This is a genomic window from Spirosoma pomorum, assembly GCF_054776615.1.
Map to the genome: position 1 here is coordinate 569,977 of NZ_BAAHBP010000001.1, position 20,065 is coordinate 590,041.

Consider the following 20,065-nt stretch of genomic DNA (forward strand, 5'->3'; position numbering starts at 1 on the left):
GTCTATCTTTGCGGACTCATTTGGAAAACAAGGGTTTTAGGAACTATAGATCATGAAAAGAACGTACCAACCATCGAACCGGAAGCGGAAAAACAAGCACGGCTTCCGCGAGCGGATGTCAACCGCTAATGGCCGCCAGGTGCTGGCCCGTCGTCGCGCAAAAGGTCGCCACAAACTGACCGTTTCAGACGAGAAAAAAGGCGAACGTTTCAAACTGTAGTAACCGGTCTGTGCCGGTTTTATCCCCGGCTCACCCGTTATTCCTTATTGATTACGTTTTCATGCGGCAAACCTTCAATAAATCCGAGCGGCTTTGCAGCAAAAAAGTACTGGGAGAGTTATTTAAGAAAGGTAGTACGTCCGGTCCCGATGCGACCGTCCAGACGTTCTACCTTTTTCCGTTTCGGGTGCTTTATCGCCCACGCCCGACCGACGCCCTGCCCCCCGAGCCCCCTCTCCCCGCCATTGTCATTACGGTCTCAAAGCGAAACTTCAAACGCGCCGTTGATCGCAACCTGGTGCGCCGTCGTATTCGCGAAGCTTACCGCCTGAATAAGCACCTGTTTCCGGCCGACAAAGTACCACCGGCTAACATTGCCTTTTTATATACCGCCAAGCAGATAATTTCGTTTGAAGAGATAGAAAAAGGCATGAAATTAGCCTTAAGAAAAATCTAAGCCCGGCTACGCTCATGCGCTTCCCCAAACGAATTTCGCTCTTGGCTTCTGCTGCTCTGGTAGCAGGCGGCATTGGCTTCTTTTCTTTCAAAACCGACGATCGCTTTTTCGAGATCGCCCGGAACCTGGACATCTACGCGACGCTCTTCAAAGAGCTGAACCAGTATTACGTCGATGAGGTCAATCCGAACCGGATGGTGAAGACTAGCATCGACGCCATGCTGAAAGCTCTCGATCCATATACCAACTTCTACGCCGAAGACGATATCGAGGACTACATGACCATGACCACCGGCCGCTACAACGGCATTGGTGCACTCATTGGTCAGCGGCAGGGTAAGAGCATTGTCCTAATGATTTACGAAGGTACGCCCGCCGAAAAATCAGGTTTACAGATCGGCGACGAAATCCTGAAAATTGACGGCGTTGATATTAAAACCCGCAAGGAGCGCGATGGCAGCATTGATACGGGCAAACTACTAAAAGGCCAGAACGGTACCGCCGTTAAACTAAGCGTTAAGCGCTTTGGGCAGCCCTCGCCCGTCGACCTCAACGTTAGCCGCGACGTGGTAAAAATGACCAACGTGCCGTATTACGGCATGGTGTCGGAGGATGTTGGCTATATCGACCTGAAAGATTTTACCGCCACCGCTTCGCGTGAGGTACGTACAGCGTTCCAGGATTTGAAGGGGAAAGGCATGAAAAAGCTTATCCTTGACGTTCGCGAGAATCCGGGCGGGCTACTGAACATGGCCATTGACATCTCGAACACGTTCATTCCCAAGGATTCGGAAGTCGTTACGACTAAAGGTAAAGTGACCGAGTGGAACAAGACCTATACGGCGCTGAACGCCCCGTTAGACCTGGAGATTCCAATTATTGTCTTAACAAACAGCCGCAGTGCATCGGCCGCTGAGATCGTATCCGGTGTGATTCAGGATTATGACCGCGGTGTTCTGGTTGGTCAGCGGACGTACGGTAAAGGACTGGTGCAGGCTACCCGTGAATTGTCATTCAATACGAAGCTTAAGATCACCACGGCCAAGTATTACATTCCCAGTGGCCGTTGTATTCAGGCCATCGACTACAGTCACCGTAACCCCGACGGCAGCGTTGGCAAGATTCCTGATTCGCTTAAAACGGCGTTTAAAACCAAAGCTGGACGTGTCGTGTACGACGGAGGGGGTGTTTTGCCCGACGTAGTGGTCGATGCGCAGACGCCAACGCCCATCGCGCTTAGTCTGACTAATAAAGGGTTGATTTTTGATTACGCCATCAAGTACCACCACGACCACCCGACGATCAAACCGGCCCGCGAATTCCATCTGACCGACGCGGAATACGCTGAGTTTGTGAAGTGGACGGCTGATAAAGAGTACGATTACACCACGCAGGTGGAGAAAGATCTGGGTACGCTCGAAGCGTCGGCAAAAAAAGAAAAATACTTCGATCAGATTCAGGATCAGTTAAAAGCCCTGAAAACGAAAGTATCGCACAGCAAAGACGCCGACATGATGACGTTCAAGCCAGAACTACGCGCCCTGCTGGAACAGGAAATTGCCGGTCATTATTACCTCCAGAAAGGGATCAAAGAAGCTTCATTTGCGACCGACCCCGAAATGAAATCCGCCCTCGCCCTCTTCAAAGACATGGACCGGTATAATACGATTCTGAAGAAGAAATAATTTTAGAGGGAGTAAGGAGGAAAGGGAGGAGAGGAGGAAAGGAATTTCACGGATCAAGTGGTTTCCCTTTCCTCCCTCCTCCCCTTCCTCCCTTTCCTCCTTACTTTTATGCTCCTCCTCTCCCTCGATACGTCAACGGCTGCCTGTTCGGTGGCACTGCACAAGAATAGTACGTTACTCGGCTGCTACGAACTCTTCACCGAGCGCACCTCGGCGGCTATGCTCACCACGCTGATTGATGACGTGGTCAAACAGGCTGGGTTCGAGTTGAATCAGATCGATGCGATCGCCGTCGCCAAGGGGCCGGGTTCGTACACAGGGCTACGTATCGGTGTATCGACGGCCAAAGGGCTTTGCTTTGCGCTGGACAAACCCATGCTGGCGGTCAATACGCTGGCCGCTATGGCCGCTCAGGTTCAAGCGTTCTACCCAGCTAACTACGTCCTATGCCCTATGATCGACGCTCGCCGGATGGAAGTGTACTGTGCGTTTTACGGTATGGATGGCCGGGAGATTCGTGCTACGTCAGCGGAGATTATTGATGAGCAGTCATTCAGTCATGAACTGGCCAAGGGACCGGTCGTCTTTTTTGGTGACGGAGCCGCTAAGTGCCAATCTACCCTAGGCAACAACCTTAATGCAATTTTTCTTGGTAAACTGATTGTGCCCTCCGCCCGAACGATTGGCGCGCTGGCGCCCCCGCTTTATGAGCAGGGACAATTTGAGAACGTGGCTACTTTCGAGCCGTTTTACCTCAAGGAGTTCATGACGACGGTACCGAAAAAACCGCTGGCGGTCTGAACGTAAGCGTGATCGCCCATTTCCTCTGTCGGTGCCAGTTGCGGGAATGTGCCCTTTTTCTGCGTACTTCGCCCCGACAACCGTCTTTTCGCTCCTGTGCAGATTATTGTTGACATTGGCAATACCGATGCCGTTTTCGGCCTTTATGACCAAACCGGCTGGCGTTACGTCTGGCGAACACCTGCCCGGCGCGAGGAAAGTCCCGAGTCGTACGAAAAGCGGCTACGGCTGTGGCTACTCGAAGCAAACGTATCGTTGAGTGCTGTTCAATCGACTGTACTCAGTAGCGTTGTCCCGGACCTGACGCCTACCATGCGGGCCATGTTAACGGAGTTATTCGGGTTCACGCCCGTCGTTGTTGGACCGGGTATTTACCCGCTGCTTCCGATAGAAATATTACGTCCCCACGAAATTGGCAGCGATCTGGTCGCCAACGCGCTGGCGGCTTATAGCCGCTACCAGCGGACCTGCGTTGTTGTCGATTTTGGTACGGCCTTGACGTTCACAACGGTGTCGGGCGAGGGAAAAATTCTGGGTATTGCCATTGCCCCGGGCCTGCGTACTGCAATTCGCTCCCTCTTTGCCAACACGGCCCAACTACCAGAGGTACCTATTGAAGTCCCAGAATCCGCGCTGGGTACGAGTACAACTCATGCTATTCAGGCGGGAGTTATCCTGGGGTATGAGGGGCTGGTCCGCTCGATCGTCAGCCGGATTCAAACGGAATTGAACGGTGACTGCATCGCCGTAGCCACGGGTGGCTTATCCGGTCGTATTCCGTCGCTCCGGGATATTTTCACCGATATTGTCCCTTCTCTGACGTTGGAAGGCATCCGGCTTATTGGCGAGAGCGTCACGGCATCGACTCAGTAGCCGACTCATCTGATTTATTCTGATCTCGTTTCTTACGTTTCCGCAGCGCATCATTGAGCAGGTATTCAATCTGCCCGTTCACGCTCCGAAACTCATCCTGCGCCCAGCGTTCCAGTTCTTTCAACGTCTCGGGCGAAATCCTCAGGACAAAAGCTTTTTTTTCAGTGGGCATAAGAGATAAATAGAACAAGGAAAAAAGGAACAAGCAAATGAGCGATGCATCATCTCCTTGTTCCTTTTCTCCCTTCTCCAACTTTTAGTTATATAACGTCCCCGCATTCACCACGGGGCTGACGGATTTTTCGCCACAGAGGACAACCAGCAGGTTACTAACCATAGCGGCTTTACGTTCCTCATCCAGTCGAACGACACCTTTTTGTTCGAGTCGTTCGAGGGCCATTTCAACCATACCCACGGCGCCTTCGACAATCTGCTTCCGGGCCGACACTACCGCCGTTGCCTGTTGGCGCTGTAGCATGGCCCCCGCAATTTCGGGCGCGTAGGCCAGATGGCTGATACGGGCTTCGGTTACCTGAACGCCAGCCTGCCCCAGCCGTTCGTCTAATTCCTGCTCCAGAAATTTATTAATCAGGCCTGTGTTGTCACGTAGGGTAGCCCCTTGCTGGCTGTTTTCGTCTTCCATGTTGTCGTAGGCATGGGAGCTAGCCAGAAAACGAACGGCTGCTTCGGACTGAATCTGCACAAACGTCTGATAATTATCTACTTCGAACAGCGCTTTGGCCGTATCGGCGACCTGCCAAACCACCACAGCTGCAATTTCGATGGGGTTACCCATTTTATCGTTCACCTTGATCATCTGCCCGTTCAGGTTGCGGGCGCGCAGGCTAATTTTCGTTTTATTGTACAGCGGGTTAACCCAGCGCAGCCCCGATTCTTTCATCGTCCCAACGTATTCACCAAAGAACGTAGCGGCCATGGCCTCCTTCGGATAAATGATCACGATGCCCTTAAAAATAAAGACACTCAGGCCAAACAGCACTATTGCGGGGAATGGCCCATACTCTCGAAACGACGTGATAAGCGTCAGCACGGCAAGGCCAAGGCAGCCGAAAGCAAATAACAGGAATATGTATCCAGAAACGGAGGTAAGCTTCTTTTCTTGCATGGTTGTTAGTGTTAGGAAAAGGAATGATATCAAAATGATAGCATAAAGTTAGCATCTACTTGCTTGATAACCTGTAGAAATTGGATGAGTGGTATCCAGATTCTACAGGAGGCTTCTTTATGGGCCGGTCTGCAAACGCCAATCCTTTTCACTATTTTTGCCCCTTAAAACACAGGCCGTTCTGGCCGACTGTCTGACGATCATGCTGCTTAGCGAACAAGAGATAAACCGCCGGCAAAAGCGGGAAGAATTAATGCGGATGGGCATCGACCCCTACCCTGCCGAACTATTTGACGTAACCGCCACCGTTTCCGACATCCGCGCGGCCTTCCAGCCCACTCCCGGTGCGTCGGTTGAACCCGAAATGGACCTTTCCGGCGACGAACGCTGGGGTAATGTTCAATTGGCGGGACGCCTGATGGTGTTCCGGGTGAGTGGCAGCGCTTCCTTTGCTGAGATTCAGGACGCTACGGGCCGAATTCAATTGTACTTCCGACGCGACGACATCAGCCCCGGTGAGGACAAGACGCTGTACAATACCGTTTTCAAGAAACTACTCGACATTGGCGATATTATCGGCGTACGCGGTAACGTTTTCTCGACCAAAACCGGCGAGCTGTCTATTTACGTGCGGGAGTTCAAACTGCTGAACAAATCGCTGCGTCCGCTGCCGGTTGTGAAAGAAGTGGTGAACGAACAGGGCGAAAAAGAAACCTATGACGCCTTCACTGATCCTGAGCAACGTTACCGCCAGCGTTACGTCGACCTGATCGTGAATCCGCAGGTGCGCGACGTATTCGTGAAACGTACTAAGCTGGTTAATTCCATCCGGCAGTTTCTGAGCCAGAAGGGCTACCTGGAAGTGGAAACCCCAATCCTACAGCCTATCCACGGCGGGGCAACAGCGCGTCCGTTTCAGACGCACCACAATACGCTGGACATGACGCTGTACATGCGGATCGCCAACGAGCTGTACCTGAAACGGCTGATCGTGGGTGGCTACGATGGCGTATTTGAGTTTGCGAAGGACTTCCGGAACGAAGGCATGGACCGGACGCACAACCCCGAGTTCACGCAGGTCGAGTTTTACGTAGCCTATAAGGATTACATCTGGATGATGGATACCATTGAGGAGATGGTCGAGAAAGTAGCGCTGGACGTAGCCGGCACGACGAAAGTAACCGTCGGTGAGAACGTCATCGATTTCAAACGCCCCTGGAAACGTCTGACCATGTTCGAGGCTATCCAGGAATATACGGGCGTTGACGTATCAGACATGGGCGAAGATCAGCTACGCGAGGTAGCTGAAGGCCGGGGTATCAAAACCGATTCGTCAATGGGTAAGTCGAAACTGATCGACGAACTGTTCGGCGATGCTTGCGAACCTAACCTGATTCAGCCGACATTTATTACGGATTATCCCGTTGAAATGTCACCCCTGACCAAAAAGCACCGTAGCAAACCGGGTCTGGTTGAGCGCTTCGAGGCAATTTGTAATGGTAAGGAAATCGCTAACGCTTATTCCGAGCTAAACGACCCCATCGATCAGCGTGAGCGCTTCGAGGAGCAGCTGCGTCTGGCCGAGCGGGGCGACGAAGAAGCGATGGCGCTGGACGAAGATTTCCTACGCGCACTGGAATATGGTATGCCGCCAACGGCAGGCGTCGGGCTAGGTATCGACCGGCTAGCGATGATCATGACCAATCAGCCTTCGATTCAGGATGTATTGTTCTTCCCACAAATGCGCCCGGAGAAAAAGCTAGAACAATCGGACGAAAGCGATTTTGTGGCCGCTGGCGTACCCGCCGACTGGGTACCCGCCGTACAGAAACTTGGCTTTATGACGGTTGATCAGTTACGCACAGCCAGCCCCAACAAGCTGTTCAACGACCTGGGCGGTATGCGCAAAAAGCTAAAGCTAACCGTAGCCATGCCGAGTCTGGACGACGTACGCGGCTGGACCGGCAATTGAGCAGACGTAAAAAAACCCCATCCATCAACGGGTGGGGTTTTATATAGTTAGGTAGATGCTGCTTAATAGTCGGAGTCTATTTTTTTTACTTTTACAGCGTTGAGTCCTTTTTTGCCGTCAACGACTTCAAATTGCACCCGATCTTTTTCGCGGATCGTGATGCCATTCAGACCCGTAATGTGGACGAAGATGTCCCGATTGGTATCGTCTTCAACGATAAATCCGTAGCCCTTACTTTCGTTAAAGAACTTTACTACACCTGTTTGCATAAAACGTAACAATTAGACAATAAAACAATTAAAGGGTCAGTTTGCAGTAAAGGACGCTGAGTAATACCAAACACAACTACGGCAAGGGTATTTAGCTGAAAATCAACGGACTTCACCTAGCAACGGGCATAAACTTCGTTTACGAACCGTCGCATTGCAAATAAAATAAAAATGTTTAGACTTCGTCTAACGAAAAAGAAAGAATTTATTAAATAACACCTAATTTATTCTGACTTTATGAGCAAATGGCAAACAATCTGCAACATCATTTCGTTAGCTTTGCTTATAGAATAGGAGCTGTCCTTAAAAAACCACCCATGGAAAAGATTAGATACTTCGTTGAAAAACAGGCCTTCGGTGTCTGTACTCTGCTGGGGGAACGCATGAATATATCGGCCAGCAGCATTCGGCTTTATTTCATCTACACATCATTCCTGACACTGGGCTCTCCGGTTGTTCTGTATTTAATTATGGCTTTCTGGATGGAGATGAATAAACATTTGCGTCGCCACGCCCATCCTACCATCTGGGAATTATAAAGCGGGCCAACGTATTCTTTACTTATTTCTCCAGTTCACCATACGTCTTTTTCCCCTGTCCGAAGTATTGCCAGACTATACTGTGCGGATACAACGTGACTGCTTTATTTTGTTGTTGCTGTAACATACGACGCTGACGAATCAACCGCGGGAGGTGACCGTAGAAAGTAAAATGAGCTCGTATAATCGCCCATACGTCCTTCCACTGTCCCTGCTTAAGAAATAATAGTGACGAAACCCCGTCCAGCACCAAGCGCAGGAGAATTTTACCCCACAACCAGCCATCAGCGGGCCAGTTTTTGTAGAGCATAAACAGGCTATTTCTGTAGTTCAGATACGTTTTGTGCGGATTAGCTTTAGGCAGCGTCCCCCCGCCAACGTGGTACACGGTTGATTCACCACAGGCCCATACCTGATAGCCGAGTTGCTGCACGCGCCAGCACCAGTCGATCTCCTCCATGTGAGCGAAGAAATCAGCATCAAAGCCACCCGTCTGGTGAAACACGTCAGCGCGTATAAACAGGCAGGCCCCCGTCGCCCAGAACACAGGTCGGTTATCGTCGTACTGTCCCAGGTCGGATTCAAAGGTGGCGAAAATTCGACCCCGGCAAAATACGTAGCCTAGCCAGTCGACAAAGCCACCAGCGGCTCCAGCATGTTCGAACTGATGACGATCCTGATAGGATCGAATTTTAGGTTGACAGGCGGCAATCTGCGGATTGGCCTGCATGAGCGTCAGCACCGGCGCGAGCCAGTTAGGCGTTACTTCAATATCTGAGTTGGGTAATACGTAATAAGTAGCTCCACCGTACTGGCTGCGAATCAGGTCAAGCGCCTGATTATAGCCACCCGCATACCCTTCGTTGCGGGGGAGTTCGAGTACACGAACCTGAGGAAAATTAGTCTTTACGAACGAAACAGAATCATCGGTTGAGGCACTGTCCGCTACGTAGACCGGATGATTGTCAGAATAGGCAAGAACGGTCGGGAGAAACGTTGCTAAAAATGCCTGACCGTTGTAATTAAGAATAACAATTGCGAGGGTATCCACAGAAAGGTACGGTTGGTAGTCGGCCGAAGCCCAACACAAAGGTAGCGTTCCGTCGAGGCACCGGCTACCAACCTCATCGCTTTTTACATCAGACCGTCCAGATTCAGGCCCGGAATATTGGGTAATAGCCCCTGAGTCGCCTGACGAATGTGTTCTTTTGCTTTCGATTCGACACTGTTCATGGCTTTATTCGTAGCGGCAACGATCAAATCCTGCAACATTTCCCGATCATCAGCTGATTTCAGCAAGTCAGGATCAATTTCAACTTTTTGTACGTTTTTCAGGCCGTTAACGGTTACGCGCACCAAGCCAGCACCCGCTTCGCCTGTTTCAGAAATGGTGCTAAGCGTAGCCTGAGCCTCCTGCATTCGGGATTGAACTTCTTTCATCTTCCCGAACATATTCATCATATCCATACTAGTTCTGTTAGTTAGTACCTGTATCAGGTAATGTTAAAAGGAGTGCACTACTGCCTCCGTATCAATAACACAGAGCCCGACCGAACGGTTTTTTCGCCTGTCTGATCCTGGGTTTCGATGTGGTACGCATATTTACCATCTTGCGCCATTGTACCGTTGATGGTCCCATCCCAACCAAGGGTTCGATCAGTCGTACTATAAATTACGTTGCCCCAACGGTCAAAGATCGTCATCCGGAAGCGTTCGACAAAAATCCCTTTCGGTACGAACGTATCGTTCATTCCGTCACCATCGGGCGTAAACGCATCAGGCACCAGAATTCGGGATGATCGGCGGAGCGTAAAATAGTTTGAATAGCTGAACACCCCCGCGCTCGACGTAGCCACGATCCGGTACTTTTGCGACTGCTCATTGGGATCAGGTCTGTAGTCGGTGTCTGAACCAACCTGAATTACGCGCGTAGTCCCGTTCAAGTCATCAAGTATTTCGACGGTATAGCCAGCAGGCGGGGCACTTGAAAACGGCGATGCACTCGTCCAGTCAATTCCGCTTGACGAATTAGACGACAAATAAACTGTACAAGCTGGCTGCGACGGGGGTGATACCTGACCACAGGTATTTTGATACGTTACCTGATAACAGTAGGAGTTTGTATTCGGGTTAGCATCCTGATCGATGAACGTATTATTATTGAATTGCTGATTCACTTGTGCGAATGAACCGGTAGGACTGGTAGACCGGCTGATGGCAAGTGTGTAGCTGGTAGCCGTTCCCGTCAAAGGCAGTGTCGTAACCAGCCGGGGACGGTTATTCTCGATGGAGACGAGCGTATTACCCGGCGCGTCAGGAACTTCTCCGCTAACACCGGTTACGCAGATTGGTCCTGACGTAATTTCGGCCGGTCCCACGTCGGCGACCAGACTGTAACAATACTGTACACCACACTGAATGTTATTGGCATCCGCATATGAACTACGACTCTGGTCAGCGATGGTTCCCCCAGTCGGTGCACCATTTCTGAAGACCCGATAGGTTCTGAAGGGCTTGCCTGGCGTTACGGTTCCCGCGTAAGGCTGCCAGCTTAAATCGTTCTCTTTGCTATTTGCCTTCGCCGTCAGCACAAGGCTGCACACATCATCGGAATTGATAGGAGTCGCCGAGCAAGCATCCTTCGCCACTACCCGAAAGCACTGCACCTGCCGGGCATCGGTTGACACGATAAACGGTGTTGTTCCGGTACCGCCCTGCCCTGTAGTGTTGTACATCCCGCTAGCGTCCCGCTGATAAAGTTCAACTGAGGTTGCTCCGCCGGTATTATACTGAATCGAAATCGAATTATCGCTGGTGGTCGTCAGCTTGGTAATTGTCGGTTGATTTGTTGAAGCTGTAAATGAGAACGGAAGCGCACTGAACGTTGGACTTGTACAGCCTTCAATAGCCCCATTACCATTGCCATACGAACCCGTGATTGAGATAGTATAAGTGCTCCCAGTAGTTCCTCCTGCATAGGTGTACGAAAAGGTGGATGACACCTGCGCTCGGGTTTTCGTTTCTACGCGTCCATCTCCCCAGCGAACGGTATAGAAATCATACTGACCCAACGTCGCCGGATCCAACGTCACCTGGACCTGCCCCCCGGAGCAGGGTTTTACCGTATTGATCTTGACCGGATTGAGCGGCAGTACTTCAATAAACTGGCAGGACGTAAAACCGGTTCCGCCGTTATTACCGCTTCCAGCCTGCAGAATCGTATACGAGCCAGGTTGTGTATAGGTATATTGGTTATTGGCAGGCTTTGGTACCAGCGAAACGCTACCGATGGGCGTTACCCCGTTATAATTAAAATTGTAACTAGTGTTGGTAACACTAGCAGGTTCGGTAATAGTAATTGGTGTTCCAACGCAGATACGGCTGGCACTAATAGAAAATCCAGGCACCGACGTACCCGGAACAGGACACTGCGCATGAACCGATGGTGCACATACCCCTATGAGTAGATAGACCAGCCCAGCAAAACACCAACCCAACCGTTCGCCCCTCCTACTGTTTGCATCAGGCCACCATCCTTGTAAAATTCGCACAGAGAGTAAAGATTTTCGTTACCAGAGATTTATGGGATTCTTTCCGTAAAAACGCTAGCTCCGACATTTTCGCGCCTGGCGAAACGTATCTTCCTGAAAAACAGTTTTTCAGTCAAAACAGCATTTCTTTGCGCGTTTTTAGTAGAGCACAACGTAGCACGGCGCTGCGTATACTTGCGTCCAAACTGGATAACAAAGTTAATTCCGCCGACACGCATCGACCAAGAAGATGAGCAATAATAGTACCAACATCGCCGGTTCTGCCGCAAATCAGGGAGATCCCAGCCCGATCCACTTAGACCGGATCGAGGACGCCATCGCGGATATCAAAGCGGGGAAAATCGTTCTGGTAGTAGACGATGAAGACCGTGAAAACGAGGGAGATATGATCTGCGCGGCAGAGATGATCACTCCCGAAATGGTCAATTTTATGATTCGTGAAGCCCGTGGACTCATGTGTGCTCCCCTGACGCAGGAACGCTGCGACGAGCTGGGGCTGGACATGATGGTGAGCAGTAACACGTCAGTACACACGACACCCTTTACGGTATCGGTTGACCTGCTCGGCAATGGTTGCACTACGGGAATCTCGGCTTCGGATCGGGCTAAAACAATTCAGGCGCTGGTCGATCCCAACACCAAGCCTGATGATCTGGGCCGGCCAGGACACATTTTTCCACTACGGGCCGTCGAGGGGGGCGTAATCCGCCGGGCGGGCCATACGGAAGCAGCCGTCGATCTCGCACGGATGGCCGGTCTCTCGCCAGTGGGCGTTCTGATTGAGGTCCTGAACGAAGATGGCACCATGGCGCGGCTGCCAGAGCTACGTAAAATGGCCGATCGCTTCGGTATGAAGCTGATCAGTATCCAGGATCTGATTAGCTACCGACTCCAGACCGAATCGCTGATTCGGCGGGAAATTGGCGTCGATATGCCCACGGAGTGGGGTCATTTTGACCTGATCGCTTATAAACAGAGTAATACGGGCGATACACACCTGGCCCTCGTTAAAGGGAGTTGGGAGCCGAACGAGCCGGTTATGGTGCGCGTCCATTCATCCTGTATCACCGGCGACATTTTTGGCTCGTGCCGCTGCGATTGTGGCGCACAGCTCCATAGTGCGATGAAACTAGTGGAAGCCGAAGGCAAAGGGGTAATCGTTTACATGTTCCAGGAAGGTCGGGGTATTGGGTTGCTCAATAAGCTGAAAGCCTACAAACTTCAGGAAATGGGGCGCGATACGGTCGAAGCAAATCTCGATCTGGGTTTACCGATGGACGCCCGTGATTATGGTATCGGTGCGCAGATTTTGCGAGACCTGGGTATCCGAAAGCTCCGACTGATTTCGAACAATCCTAAGAAGCGGGCAGGGCTAATGGGCTACGGACTGGAAATCGTGGAAACCGTACCCATCGAGATCCCATCAAATCCGTACAACGAACGGTACCTGCGTACCAAGCGCGACAAGATGGGACATACCATCATGACCGAGCCGGTTAATCAGGAGCAGCAACTTTAATCGAATGCGAATGCTGTTATGAATGCGGATCAGGGCGTAGAACCCTGATCCGCATTTGTGCGTTTATGGAGTAGCTGACAGTAATCAGCGCTTAACGCCATGGCCAAGCAAGCATTCGGAGATATTATTAAAGGCGATACACCCGTTCTGGTCGATTTTTACGCTGACTGGTGCGCCCCCTGCCGCCAGCAAGCCCCTATCCTCAAACAACTCGCCGAACGTAACGGGGACAAGATCAGGATACTCAAAGTTAATGTTGATCAGAGTCAGGCGGCCGCACAACAATATCAGGTACGGAGTATCCCGACGATGATTCTGTTCAAAAACGGTAAGGTTGTCTGGCGTCAGTCAGGTGTTCAGTCCTTGCAAACGCTGGAGGGACTGACGCGGCAGTACGGAGCGTAATTAACTGGCTTACCGTCCAGTAACTACTATACCGGTCTTGAACATCCCCAGATCCGGGTATTGCAGACCGTTAGCTAAGCGCCTAATTTCCAGGCATCAACTCCGCTAACCTGACTGACCATGCCTACCCGAATTGCTATTGCCCACGATTATCATCTCCTGACCGAAGCGCTCGCCGATCTGGTCCGTAAATCAGGTGACTATACTGTTAGCTGCACTGCTGAGACCTACGACCAGGTACTGAATCAATTTCGGCAGGGTCTTCCTGATGTGCTGCTGCTGGACTTTAGTCTGATCCGGGATTTTGATGCCGTTAGGCAATTATGCCGTCGTTATCCAGCTTTACGGGTGCTAGTTCTTTCCCTTCCTAGCCACGACGTGTTCATTACCCGGCTGGGTAGTAGTGGCGTTCATGGCTATCTGCTTCGCGACAGCCGCTTTGATCAGTTTCAGCAAGCTCTCCGGGAGTTGATCACGCACGGATTTTATTTCCCCAAGCCTCCCGTTCGGCTGTTGCTGCCAGCAGTAGCCACTTCATCTCAGCTTAACAACCGCGAGTACAATTTTCTGCGCTGGGCGTGCAGCGAACTGACGTACAACGAAATTGCGGACCAGATGTGCGTCAGTCCGCGGACGGTCGATGGATACTGCGAGGTTGTTTTTCAAAAGATGAGCGTTCGCACCCGGGTCGGTATGGTCATTAAAGCCATGCAGCAGGGGCTTGTTACGTTATAAATCAAGTCTATTTCTTCGTCATTACGTAGCGCCAGCCTGTCGACCAGACGGGCTGGCGCTTATATTTGTTGAAATGACGATCCGATGCAACTGATTTTCTATCCCGTTACGCTCCGTCTCACCCATACCTTCACCATCGCCCACGACAGCCGCGATGAGCAACCCTCGCTGATTGTCGAACTGCGTGATGGTACGTATCGCGGTTTTGGAGAAGCCACGGCGACGAATTATTACGGCATCACGCTGGAAGGAATGATAGCTGCGCTGGACGCTATTCGGGCGCAGATTGAAGGGTATGACCTGACCGATCCGGAAGCATTCTGGAAGGAGATGCAACCCCATCTGGCTGACAATCCGTTTGCGCTTTGCGCCCTCGATCAGGCCGCGTGGGATCTCTGGGGCAAAAAGCAGGGGCAGCCACTCTACAAACTCTGGCAACTCGACCCGTCCAAGAGCCCAATCACGGACTACACCATTGGTTTCGATACGCCCGAGCGCATGGTCGCTAAGATGCAGGAAAAACCCTGGCCACTTTATAAAATCAAACTAGGACGTTCAACGACCGATCCGGATGAATCTGACCTGGCGCTGGTTCAAACGTTACGTAACCATACGGACGCGCTGTTCCGGGTTGACGCCAACTGCGGCTGGCAACCTGATGACGCGATCAGTAAATCGCGCGAGTTGGCAGAACTGGGCGTCGAGTTCATTGAACAACCCCTCCCCGCCAGTGATTGGGAAGGCGCAAAAATCGTTTTTCAACAAGCCGCTTTGCCGATCATAGCCGATGAAAGTTGTATTATCGAAAGCGACGTTGACCGTTGTGCCGGCTATTTTCACGGCGTCAACATTAAACTCACTAAGTGCGGGGGAATAACGCCCGCCCGCCGGATGATTGCCCGCGCCCGGGAGCTAGGCCTTCAAGTAATGGTCGGCTGCATGACCGAATCCAGCGTAGGTATCTCGGCCATTGCCCAATTGCTTCCACTACTTGATTATGCCGATCTGGACGGGGCTATGCTTATTAATAATGATCCCGCTACGGGTGTTACGTTTGCCAACGGACAGGTCGTTTACCCCGCCGAGCCTGGTACCGGCGTTACATGGCTCTTGCCAGAAGGAGAGGAAATTCAATGAATAGCAGTTTCACGATCGATCACTTACCCGGCCGCACTATAACGCAGGGCGGGAAGGAATATCTATTTTTCAGCGGTACGGCCTATCTGGGCTTACAGCAGAATCCTGCGTTTCAGCAGTTGCTTCTCAAGGGCATTAGCCGGTACGGGGCTGCTTTCGGTAGCTCACGGAATGGCAATTTACAACTGGCGATTTACGAAGTCGCCGAAACAGAACTGGCCCGACGTATCAGCGGTCCCGGTACGGCGGCTTTAACTGTCTCATCTGGAATGATGGCTGGTCAGGTCGTCGTTCAGGCCTTCCGGGCGCGAAACGCTACGTTTGTCTACGCTCCCTGCGCTCACCCTGCCCTTTGGCACACGCCCGCCCTTTTGTTGCCAAACATTCCGTTTGCTGACTGGACTAAACAGCTACCCGAACAGCTAGGCGCTATTACCTCAACGGCTCCTATCGTTATATTGACCAATACCATCGACGCGCTTCATTCGAAGCATTACTCATTTGACTGGGTGAATGACCTGCCGGACAATCGCCCTATCACGCTCGTTGTCGACGATTCGCATGGGCTGGGTGTGTTGAACGGCGGACGCGGTATCTGGCCGCAATTGCCGAAGAGAGATAACGTGGAGTTGCTGGTAACTGGCTCCTTGGCCAAAGCCATGGGGCTACCGGGGGGCGCTATTTTCGGTCAACCGGATTCCCTGGATCGACTACGTAAGACTTCCTTCTTCGGAGGCTCCTCCCCCATTCCTCCAGCTTACCTGGACGCCTTTCTAAAAGCAGAATCGCTTTACAGGGAAGCCTTCGACAAGCTCCAGCAGAACATTTTACTGGCGGAGAAGCTTCTGAACGTAACGGCGTTGTTCAGCCAGGCAAAAGGCTATCCTGTCTTTTTCACCGAGCAGGACAAACTGTACCCATACTTACTGGAGCAAGGAATTTTTCTTTACTCCTTTGCGTATCCAACACCTCAAGATCCTGCCAATACCCGTATCGTCATCAGCACTTTTCACGAACTGGCCGATATTCAGCAACTGGCCTACCGCATCTACGACTATATGTTTTAGCCGTCGTGCCTACTTAATCAAGCTAAACAGACGATGCCAGCGGATTTTGTGCCAGGCATCAGCTGGAACTGGATCGATCGACATCCAGACGAAGATTGCTTTCCCAACAATATGATCTTCGGGGACAAAGCCCCAGTAACGGGAGTCCTCCGAATTGTGGCGGTTATCACCCATCATAAAGTAATAATCCTGCTTGAATGTGTAAGAGGCAATGGGTTGATTGTTTATCAGGATCTTGTCGGCCGTAACAGTCACCTGCTGATTCGACTCGTACCGCTCGATAACAGGTCCATATAGAGCAATTGTCTGCTTGTTGATCGCTATGGTCATTCCTCGCTTTGGAACCGTAAGCGGACCGAAATTATCCTGATTCCAGGCAAAGGCAGCGCTCCCATAAATACCTGGCTCCGTTTGTCCCGCTGGAGCTGTTATGGGGTCAATTCCTTTCACCCAGTCAAAGCCTTTAAATGTAGCAATGACTGCTGCCGTCGTGTTAATTCGGTATCCAACCAGCGCATTGGTTTTCGTTAGCGTATCATACGCTTCGAGCGGCTGCCAATTGATGAATGGTCCTTCGGGCGATTTGAAATCATTCACGATCTCAAACTTCCGGAAGAAACGCTCGTCAAGTATTTCAGTCGTTTTGATGAAATACGTTGTCTCCGACCGAATAGGCACAGGAAGTTGCTTGCCGTTTATGTACACCAGCTGGTCCTGAATCTTAATAACATCGCCTGGGATGCCAATACAGCGTTTGATAAAGTTGGTTTTTAAATCGGTTGGGTAGTCAGGCTCACCGGGTTTGTGGGGCGGGTAGTTGAATACAACAACATCGCCGTTTTTTACCGAAGAGAAACCAGGAAGTCGAAAGCTAGGCAACTGAATCGCCGTACTATAAGAAGGAATATTGGTCCCCCATATTTTCTGATGTGTCAGAGGGACTTGTAGGGGCGTTTTGGGCGTACGAATGCCATAATGCAGCTTACTGACAAATAAGTAATCACCTACCATCAGGCTGTTTTCCATGGAAGGCGTTGGAATAGCAAATGCCTCAACCGTCAGAAACCGGATTAACGTAGCAGCTATCACCGCAAACAATACCGAATCCAGCCACTCGTGAAGGGCTGACTTTTTAGGACTGGCCGACCGTTCGGTGGTCTTCTTTTCTCGACTGAACATTCTTCGTACTGGCTAAAGGTGATAACCGCTCCTGGCGGGCTAGAGTATCTAACAAAGGAAACCCTGCCCCATCCCCTAAAACTAGGAAACAGAACAGGGTACAGAATACCTATTACACAGATGGTTAAATGCGACAGTCTAGCGGAAGGCGATGCCCTTTACGTATCGACTAACCAGCTTTCAGGGTCAGGTACTACATCTTCAAGCTTTTCAGGTAAGCCACGCTTTGGGGCACCTGTATGCTTTCCTGGTTACTTTCGTCCTCGATGAAGTAATGTTTAATACCTACCTTTTTCGCGGCTTTAAGTACAGCAGGCATATCGATCTGTCCCTGCCCCAGAACTACGTCGTTCTCGGGCGGAGTTCCTCCACTCAGGTCACCTTTAATGCCTTTTTTTAGGTCTTTCAAGTGCATGAGTTTCCAGCGACTCCCGTACTTATTCAGCAACACTACCGGGTCAGCGCCACCGAAGGTAGTCCAGAGAATATCCATCTCGAACGATACGTATTTTGGATCGGTATTTTTTACAATATAATCGAATAACGTCTCGCCCTGACTAGGTCCAGCCTGGTAGGGTTGAAACTCATAGCCATGATCATGATAGCAAAAAGTCAGACCGTTTTCTTTCAGCACCTTACCTACCCGGTTAAAATCCGCTACGGCCTGTTGGGCATTGGCTAACGTAAAATTGCTTTTCTGATGAGGAATCCAGGCCACCATAACGTACGAAGCCCCCAAGGCTTTCGCCTGCTTCACAACGGCTATCGGATCTTTGACAATTTCTTCATACCCAGCGCCCGTAGCGGGCATACGTATACCCCGCTCATCCAGCATCTTTTTGTATGCCTCAGCCGTCAAGCCTTTGGGAACTCCTCCCTCCATCTCCGTAAATCCCTGCGCTTTAATGGTATCCAGTGTAGCCACTACGTCCTTGGGAAACGTATGCCGGTACGTATACGCCTGTACACCAAGCGGAAAGGTATAAAGCGGTTTCCCCGACTGAGCCAACCCAGTTTCTACGCCTAAGCAAACCAGCGACAGACTTAATATGATAGATAGTTTAGCAATCATAAGTAAATGAATATCTTTTGTGAGCCGATAAAATCGGTAAGGTGGAACATAAAGTCACTATCTTAGCGATGTTACTCGCACGTACAGGTACGGTTTTAAGATTATTTTTAGATTAATCGATACAGTTTAAAGATTACAATACTTCTGGGAAGTACTCGCATACAGTCGAGTTAGTATCAGACATTGTCGTAAATTATATTTGTCAGTTACGTAGCTATCCATGACCATACTTCTAACAGGTTCTGCGGGGTTTATTGGGTCTCATCTGGCTGAACGACTGTTGTCATTAGGGCATACGGTAATCGGGCTGGACAATTTCGACGAACAGTACTCAGTCGCTCAGAAATACGCAAACCTTCAATCTTGTCTCTCTCATTCTTGCTATACATTTGTTCAGGGAGATATTCGGGATCAGAAACTTGTCGCCGATCTACTTCGACAGTTCGCGTGTGACACGGTTATTCATCTGGCGGCCCGGACGGGCGTTCGCCCGTCGGTAGACGAGCCTGGTATCTATCTGGATGTAAATGTCAACGGGACACTGGCTATTCTCGAAGCAATGCGAATGACTAATGTCAAACGTATCATTCTAGCTTCTTCGTCGTCCGTTTACGGCAACTCTCCTCATCTTCCTTTTCGGGAAGATGATCTGGCGGCCCAGCCACTCTCGCCGTACGCTATGTCTAAACGTTCGGCCGAATTACTGGCCTATACGTACCATCATCTGCATGGATTCTCGGTCAGCAATCTGCGTTTTTTCACCGTTTACGGACCACGGCAGCGCCCGGAAATGGCGATCAGTCAGTTTACGGACAAAATCTTTCACGGCTCTCCCATCACTCTATATGGCGATGGAAGTACGGCTCGGAACTACACATATATTTCGGATATCGTCCAGGGGATTGTTCAAACGCTCCGGCATTTAAAGGGTTATTCCATTTTCAACATCGGTGGCCCTGGTTCCGTTAGTCTGCTTACGTTGGTTCACAAACTGGAAGTTACGCTGCAACAAAAGGCCGTTATTAACTGGCAGCTAGAGCAGGCCGGTGACGTTGTTCGGACGGAAGCAAACACAGAATTGGCTGCGCGTTGCATCAATTTTCACCCGTTAGTCGAATTGTCCGAAGGAATACGTCGATTCGTTGACTGGTACCTAATGATGAAACAGTCTCCTAATCACGCGCCTGTTTTTGCGGATGTCCTCTCATCGTCAACAATTGACCTTCCTGTTACTGCCTTTCGTTTCAGTCGATTTTCGTAAAAGTTGCACACGACGAAGCTCAGTAGACAGCAACGGTTGAAAAAGCGTACAAACACGATGGGGGCGAAGCTTATAATTGACAAACGTTATGGCGGCAACTTGTCCAGTTCGATTACCTCAATATCATACACTAAAGTTTATTTATAGATCAGTGGTACCGTGTAATCATTACGTATCCAACTCAATGAATGTTACTC

21 protein-coding genes are annotated in these 20,065 nt (G+C 50.7%); 13 read left to right on the plus strand and 8 right to left on the minus strand.

The window, feature by feature from the left end; genetic code table 11:
* Positions 1 to 52: 52 nt before the first annotated feature.
* The 5 genes from rpmH to ACYVAD_RS02330 all read left to right on the plus strand — a co-directional run bounded on the left by rpmH (position 53) and on the right by ACYVAD_RS02330 (position 4,036).
* Entirely contained in the window at positions 53 to 220 is a 168-nt protein-coding gene (gene rpmH / locus ACYVAD_RS02310) for a 50S ribosomal protein L34 (protein WP_080241397.1), read from the plus strand.
* A gap of 61 nt (positions 221 to 281) precedes the next feature.
* Positions 282 to 677 carry a ribonuclease P protein component gene (locus ACYVAD_RS02315; RefSeq protein ID WP_461137851.1) on the plus strand — a complete coding sequence of 132 codons (396 nt, stop codon included), beginning with the start codon at positions 282 to 284 and terminating at the stop codon, positions 675 to 677.
* 14 nt (positions 678 to 691) lie between these two features.
* Positions 692 to 2,362, plus strand: a complete 1,671-nt coding sequence (locus ACYVAD_RS02320) for a S41 family peptidase (protein WP_461137852.1) — start codon at positions 692 to 694, stop codon at positions 2,360 to 2,362.
* Between the two features lie 108 nt (positions 2,363 to 2,470).
* Entirely contained in the window at positions 2,471 to 3,163 is a 693-nt protein-coding gene (gene tsaB, locus ACYVAD_RS02325; protein WP_461137853.1) for a tRNA (adenosine(37)-N6)-threonylcarbamoyltransferase complex dimerization subunit type 1 TsaB, read from the plus strand.
* Between the two features lie 96 nt (positions 3,164 to 3,259).
* Positions 3,260 to 4,036, plus strand: coding sequence for a type III pantothenate kinase (locus ACYVAD_RS02330; protein WP_461137854.1), 777 nt, complete (start codon positions 3,260 to 3,262; stop codon positions 4,034 to 4,036).
* Here the strand turns inward: ACYVAD_RS02330 and ACYVAD_RS02335 are convergent.
* Positions 4,017 to 4,208, minus strand: a complete 192-nt coding sequence (locus ACYVAD_RS02335) for a type II toxin-antitoxin system antitoxin (RefSeq protein ID WP_461137855.1) — start codon at positions 4,206 to 4,208, stop codon at positions 4,017 to 4,019. The genes ACYVAD_RS02330 and ACYVAD_RS02335 overlap by 20 nt on opposite strands.
* Before the next feature lie 84 nt (positions 4,209 to 4,292).
* Positions 4,293 to 5,162, minus strand: coding sequence for an SPFH domain-containing protein (locus tag ACYVAD_RS02340; RefSeq protein ID WP_461137856.1), 870 nt, complete (start codon positions 5,160 to 5,162; stop codon positions 4,293 to 4,295).
* Positions 5,163 to 5,364: 202 nt separating this feature from the next.
* On the opposite strand from ACYVAD_RS02340, the gene lysS reads away from it, so the two are divergent.
* Positions 5,365 to 7,134 (plus strand): lysine--tRNA ligase, encoded by a 1,770-nt coding sequence (gene lysS, locus ACYVAD_RS02345; protein ID WP_461138512.1) that lies wholly within the window; start codon positions 5,365 to 5,367, stop codon positions 7,132 to 7,134.
* A gap of 62 nt (positions 7,135 to 7,196) precedes the next feature.
* Here the strand turns inward: lysS and ACYVAD_RS02350 are convergent, their stop codons facing one another.
* The gene (locus ACYVAD_RS02350) at positions 7,197 to 7,403 is read right to left on the minus strand and encodes a cold-shock protein (RefSeq protein WP_012930831.1); all 207 of its coding nucleotides are present in this window, start codon (positions 7,401 to 7,403) and stop codon (positions 7,197 to 7,199) included.
* 317 nt (positions 7,404 to 7,720) lie between these two features.
* Here ACYVAD_RS02350 and ACYVAD_RS02355 point away from each other — a divergent pair, with 317 nt between their 5' ends.
* On the plus strand, positions 7,721 to 7,942 hold the full coding sequence (locus ACYVAD_RS02355) for a PspC domain-containing protein (RefSeq protein ID WP_460974701.1): 222 nt from the start codon (positions 7,721 to 7,723) through the stop codon (positions 7,940 to 7,942).
* Between the two features lie 22 nt (positions 7,943 to 7,964).
* Here ACYVAD_RS02355 and ACYVAD_RS02360 read toward each other — a convergent pair whose 3' ends face one another.
* The 3 genes from ACYVAD_RS02360 to ACYVAD_RS02370 all read right to left on the minus strand — a co-directional run bounded on the left by ACYVAD_RS02360 (position 7,965) and on the right by ACYVAD_RS02370 (position 11,349).
* The gene (locus ACYVAD_RS02360) at positions 7,965 to 8,993 is read right to left on the minus strand and encodes a glycosyltransferase family 2 protein (protein ID WP_461137857.1); all 1,029 of its coding nucleotides are present in this window, start codon (positions 8,991 to 8,993) and stop codon (positions 7,965 to 7,967) included.
* Positions 8,994 to 9,076: 83 nt separating this feature from the next.
* The gene (locus ACYVAD_RS02365) at positions 9,077 to 9,409 is read right to left on the minus strand and encodes a YbaB/EbfC family nucleoid-associated protein (RefSeq protein WP_461137858.1); all 333 of its coding nucleotides are present in this window, start codon (positions 9,407 to 9,409) and stop codon (positions 9,077 to 9,079) included.
* Between the two features lie 50 nt (positions 9,410 to 9,459).
* Positions 9,460 to 11,349 (minus strand): T9SS type B sorting domain-containing protein, encoded by a 1,890-nt coding sequence (locus ACYVAD_RS02370; RefSeq protein ID WP_461137859.1) that lies wholly within the window; start codon positions 11,347 to 11,349, stop codon positions 9,460 to 9,462.
* Positions 11,350 to 11,722: 373 nt separating this feature from the next.
* On the opposite strand from ACYVAD_RS02370, the gene ACYVAD_RS02375 reads away from it, so the two are divergent.
* The 5 genes from ACYVAD_RS02375 (at position 11,723) to ACYVAD_RS02395 (ending at position 16,356) form a co-directional block, all read left to right on the plus strand.
* Complete coding sequence (locus ACYVAD_RS02375; protein WP_461137860.1) at positions 11,723 to 13,012, plus strand: bifunctional 3,4-dihydroxy-2-butanone-4-phosphate synthase/GTP cyclohydrolase II; 1,290 nt, start codon at positions 11,723 to 11,725, stop codon at positions 13,010 to 13,012.
* 99 nt (positions 13,013 to 13,111) lie between these two features.
* Entirely contained in the window at positions 13,112 to 13,417 is a 306-nt protein-coding gene (gene trxA / locus ACYVAD_RS02380; protein ID WP_461137861.1) for a thioredoxin, read from the plus strand.
* Between the two features lie 120 nt (positions 13,418 to 13,537).
* On the plus strand, positions 13,538 to 14,152 hold the full coding sequence (locus ACYVAD_RS02385; protein ID WP_461137862.1) for a LuxR C-terminal-related transcriptional regulator: 615 nt from the start codon (positions 13,538 to 13,540) through the stop codon (positions 14,150 to 14,152).
* An 84-nt stretch (positions 14,153 to 14,236) separates the two neighbouring features.
* The gene (locus ACYVAD_RS02390) at positions 14,237 to 15,289 is read left to right on the plus strand and encodes a dipeptide epimerase (RefSeq protein ID WP_461137863.1); all 1,053 of its coding nucleotides are present in this window, start codon (positions 14,237 to 14,239) and stop codon (positions 15,287 to 15,289) included.
* Entirely contained in the window at positions 15,286 to 16,356 is a 1,071-nt protein-coding gene (locus tag ACYVAD_RS02395) for an aminotransferase class I/II-fold pyridoxal phosphate-dependent enzyme (RefSeq protein WP_461137864.1), read from the plus strand. The genes ACYVAD_RS02390 and ACYVAD_RS02395 overlap by 4 nt, the downstream gene beginning before the upstream one ends.
* Positions 16,357 to 16,365: 9 nt before the next feature.
* Here ACYVAD_RS02395 and lepB read toward each other — a convergent pair whose 3' ends face one another.
* Together lepB and ACYVAD_RS02405 are read right to left on the minus strand one after the other, a co-directional pair.
* Positions 16,366 to 17,535: a signal peptidase I gene (lepB, locus tag ACYVAD_RS02400; protein ID WP_461137865.1), complete on the minus strand. Its 1,170-nt coding sequence runs from the start codon at positions 17,533 to 17,535 to the stop codon at positions 16,366 to 16,368.
* Positions 17,536 to 17,728: 193 nt separating this feature from the next.
* Positions 17,729 to 18,607 carry a sugar phosphate isomerase/epimerase family protein gene (locus ACYVAD_RS02405; RefSeq protein WP_461137866.1) on the minus strand — a complete coding sequence of 293 codons (879 nt, stop codon included), beginning with the start codon at positions 18,605 to 18,607 and terminating at the stop codon, positions 17,729 to 17,731.
* A gap of 220 nt (positions 18,608 to 18,827) precedes the next feature.
* Between ACYVAD_RS02405 and ACYVAD_RS02410 the strand changes: the two genes are divergently transcribed.
* A complete protein-coding gene (locus ACYVAD_RS02410; RefSeq protein WP_461137867.1) occupies positions 18,828 to 19,868 on the plus strand; it encodes an NAD-dependent epimerase/dehydratase family protein in 1,041 nt (346 codons plus the stop codon).
* Positions 19,869 to 20,065 lie beyond the last annotated feature (197 nt).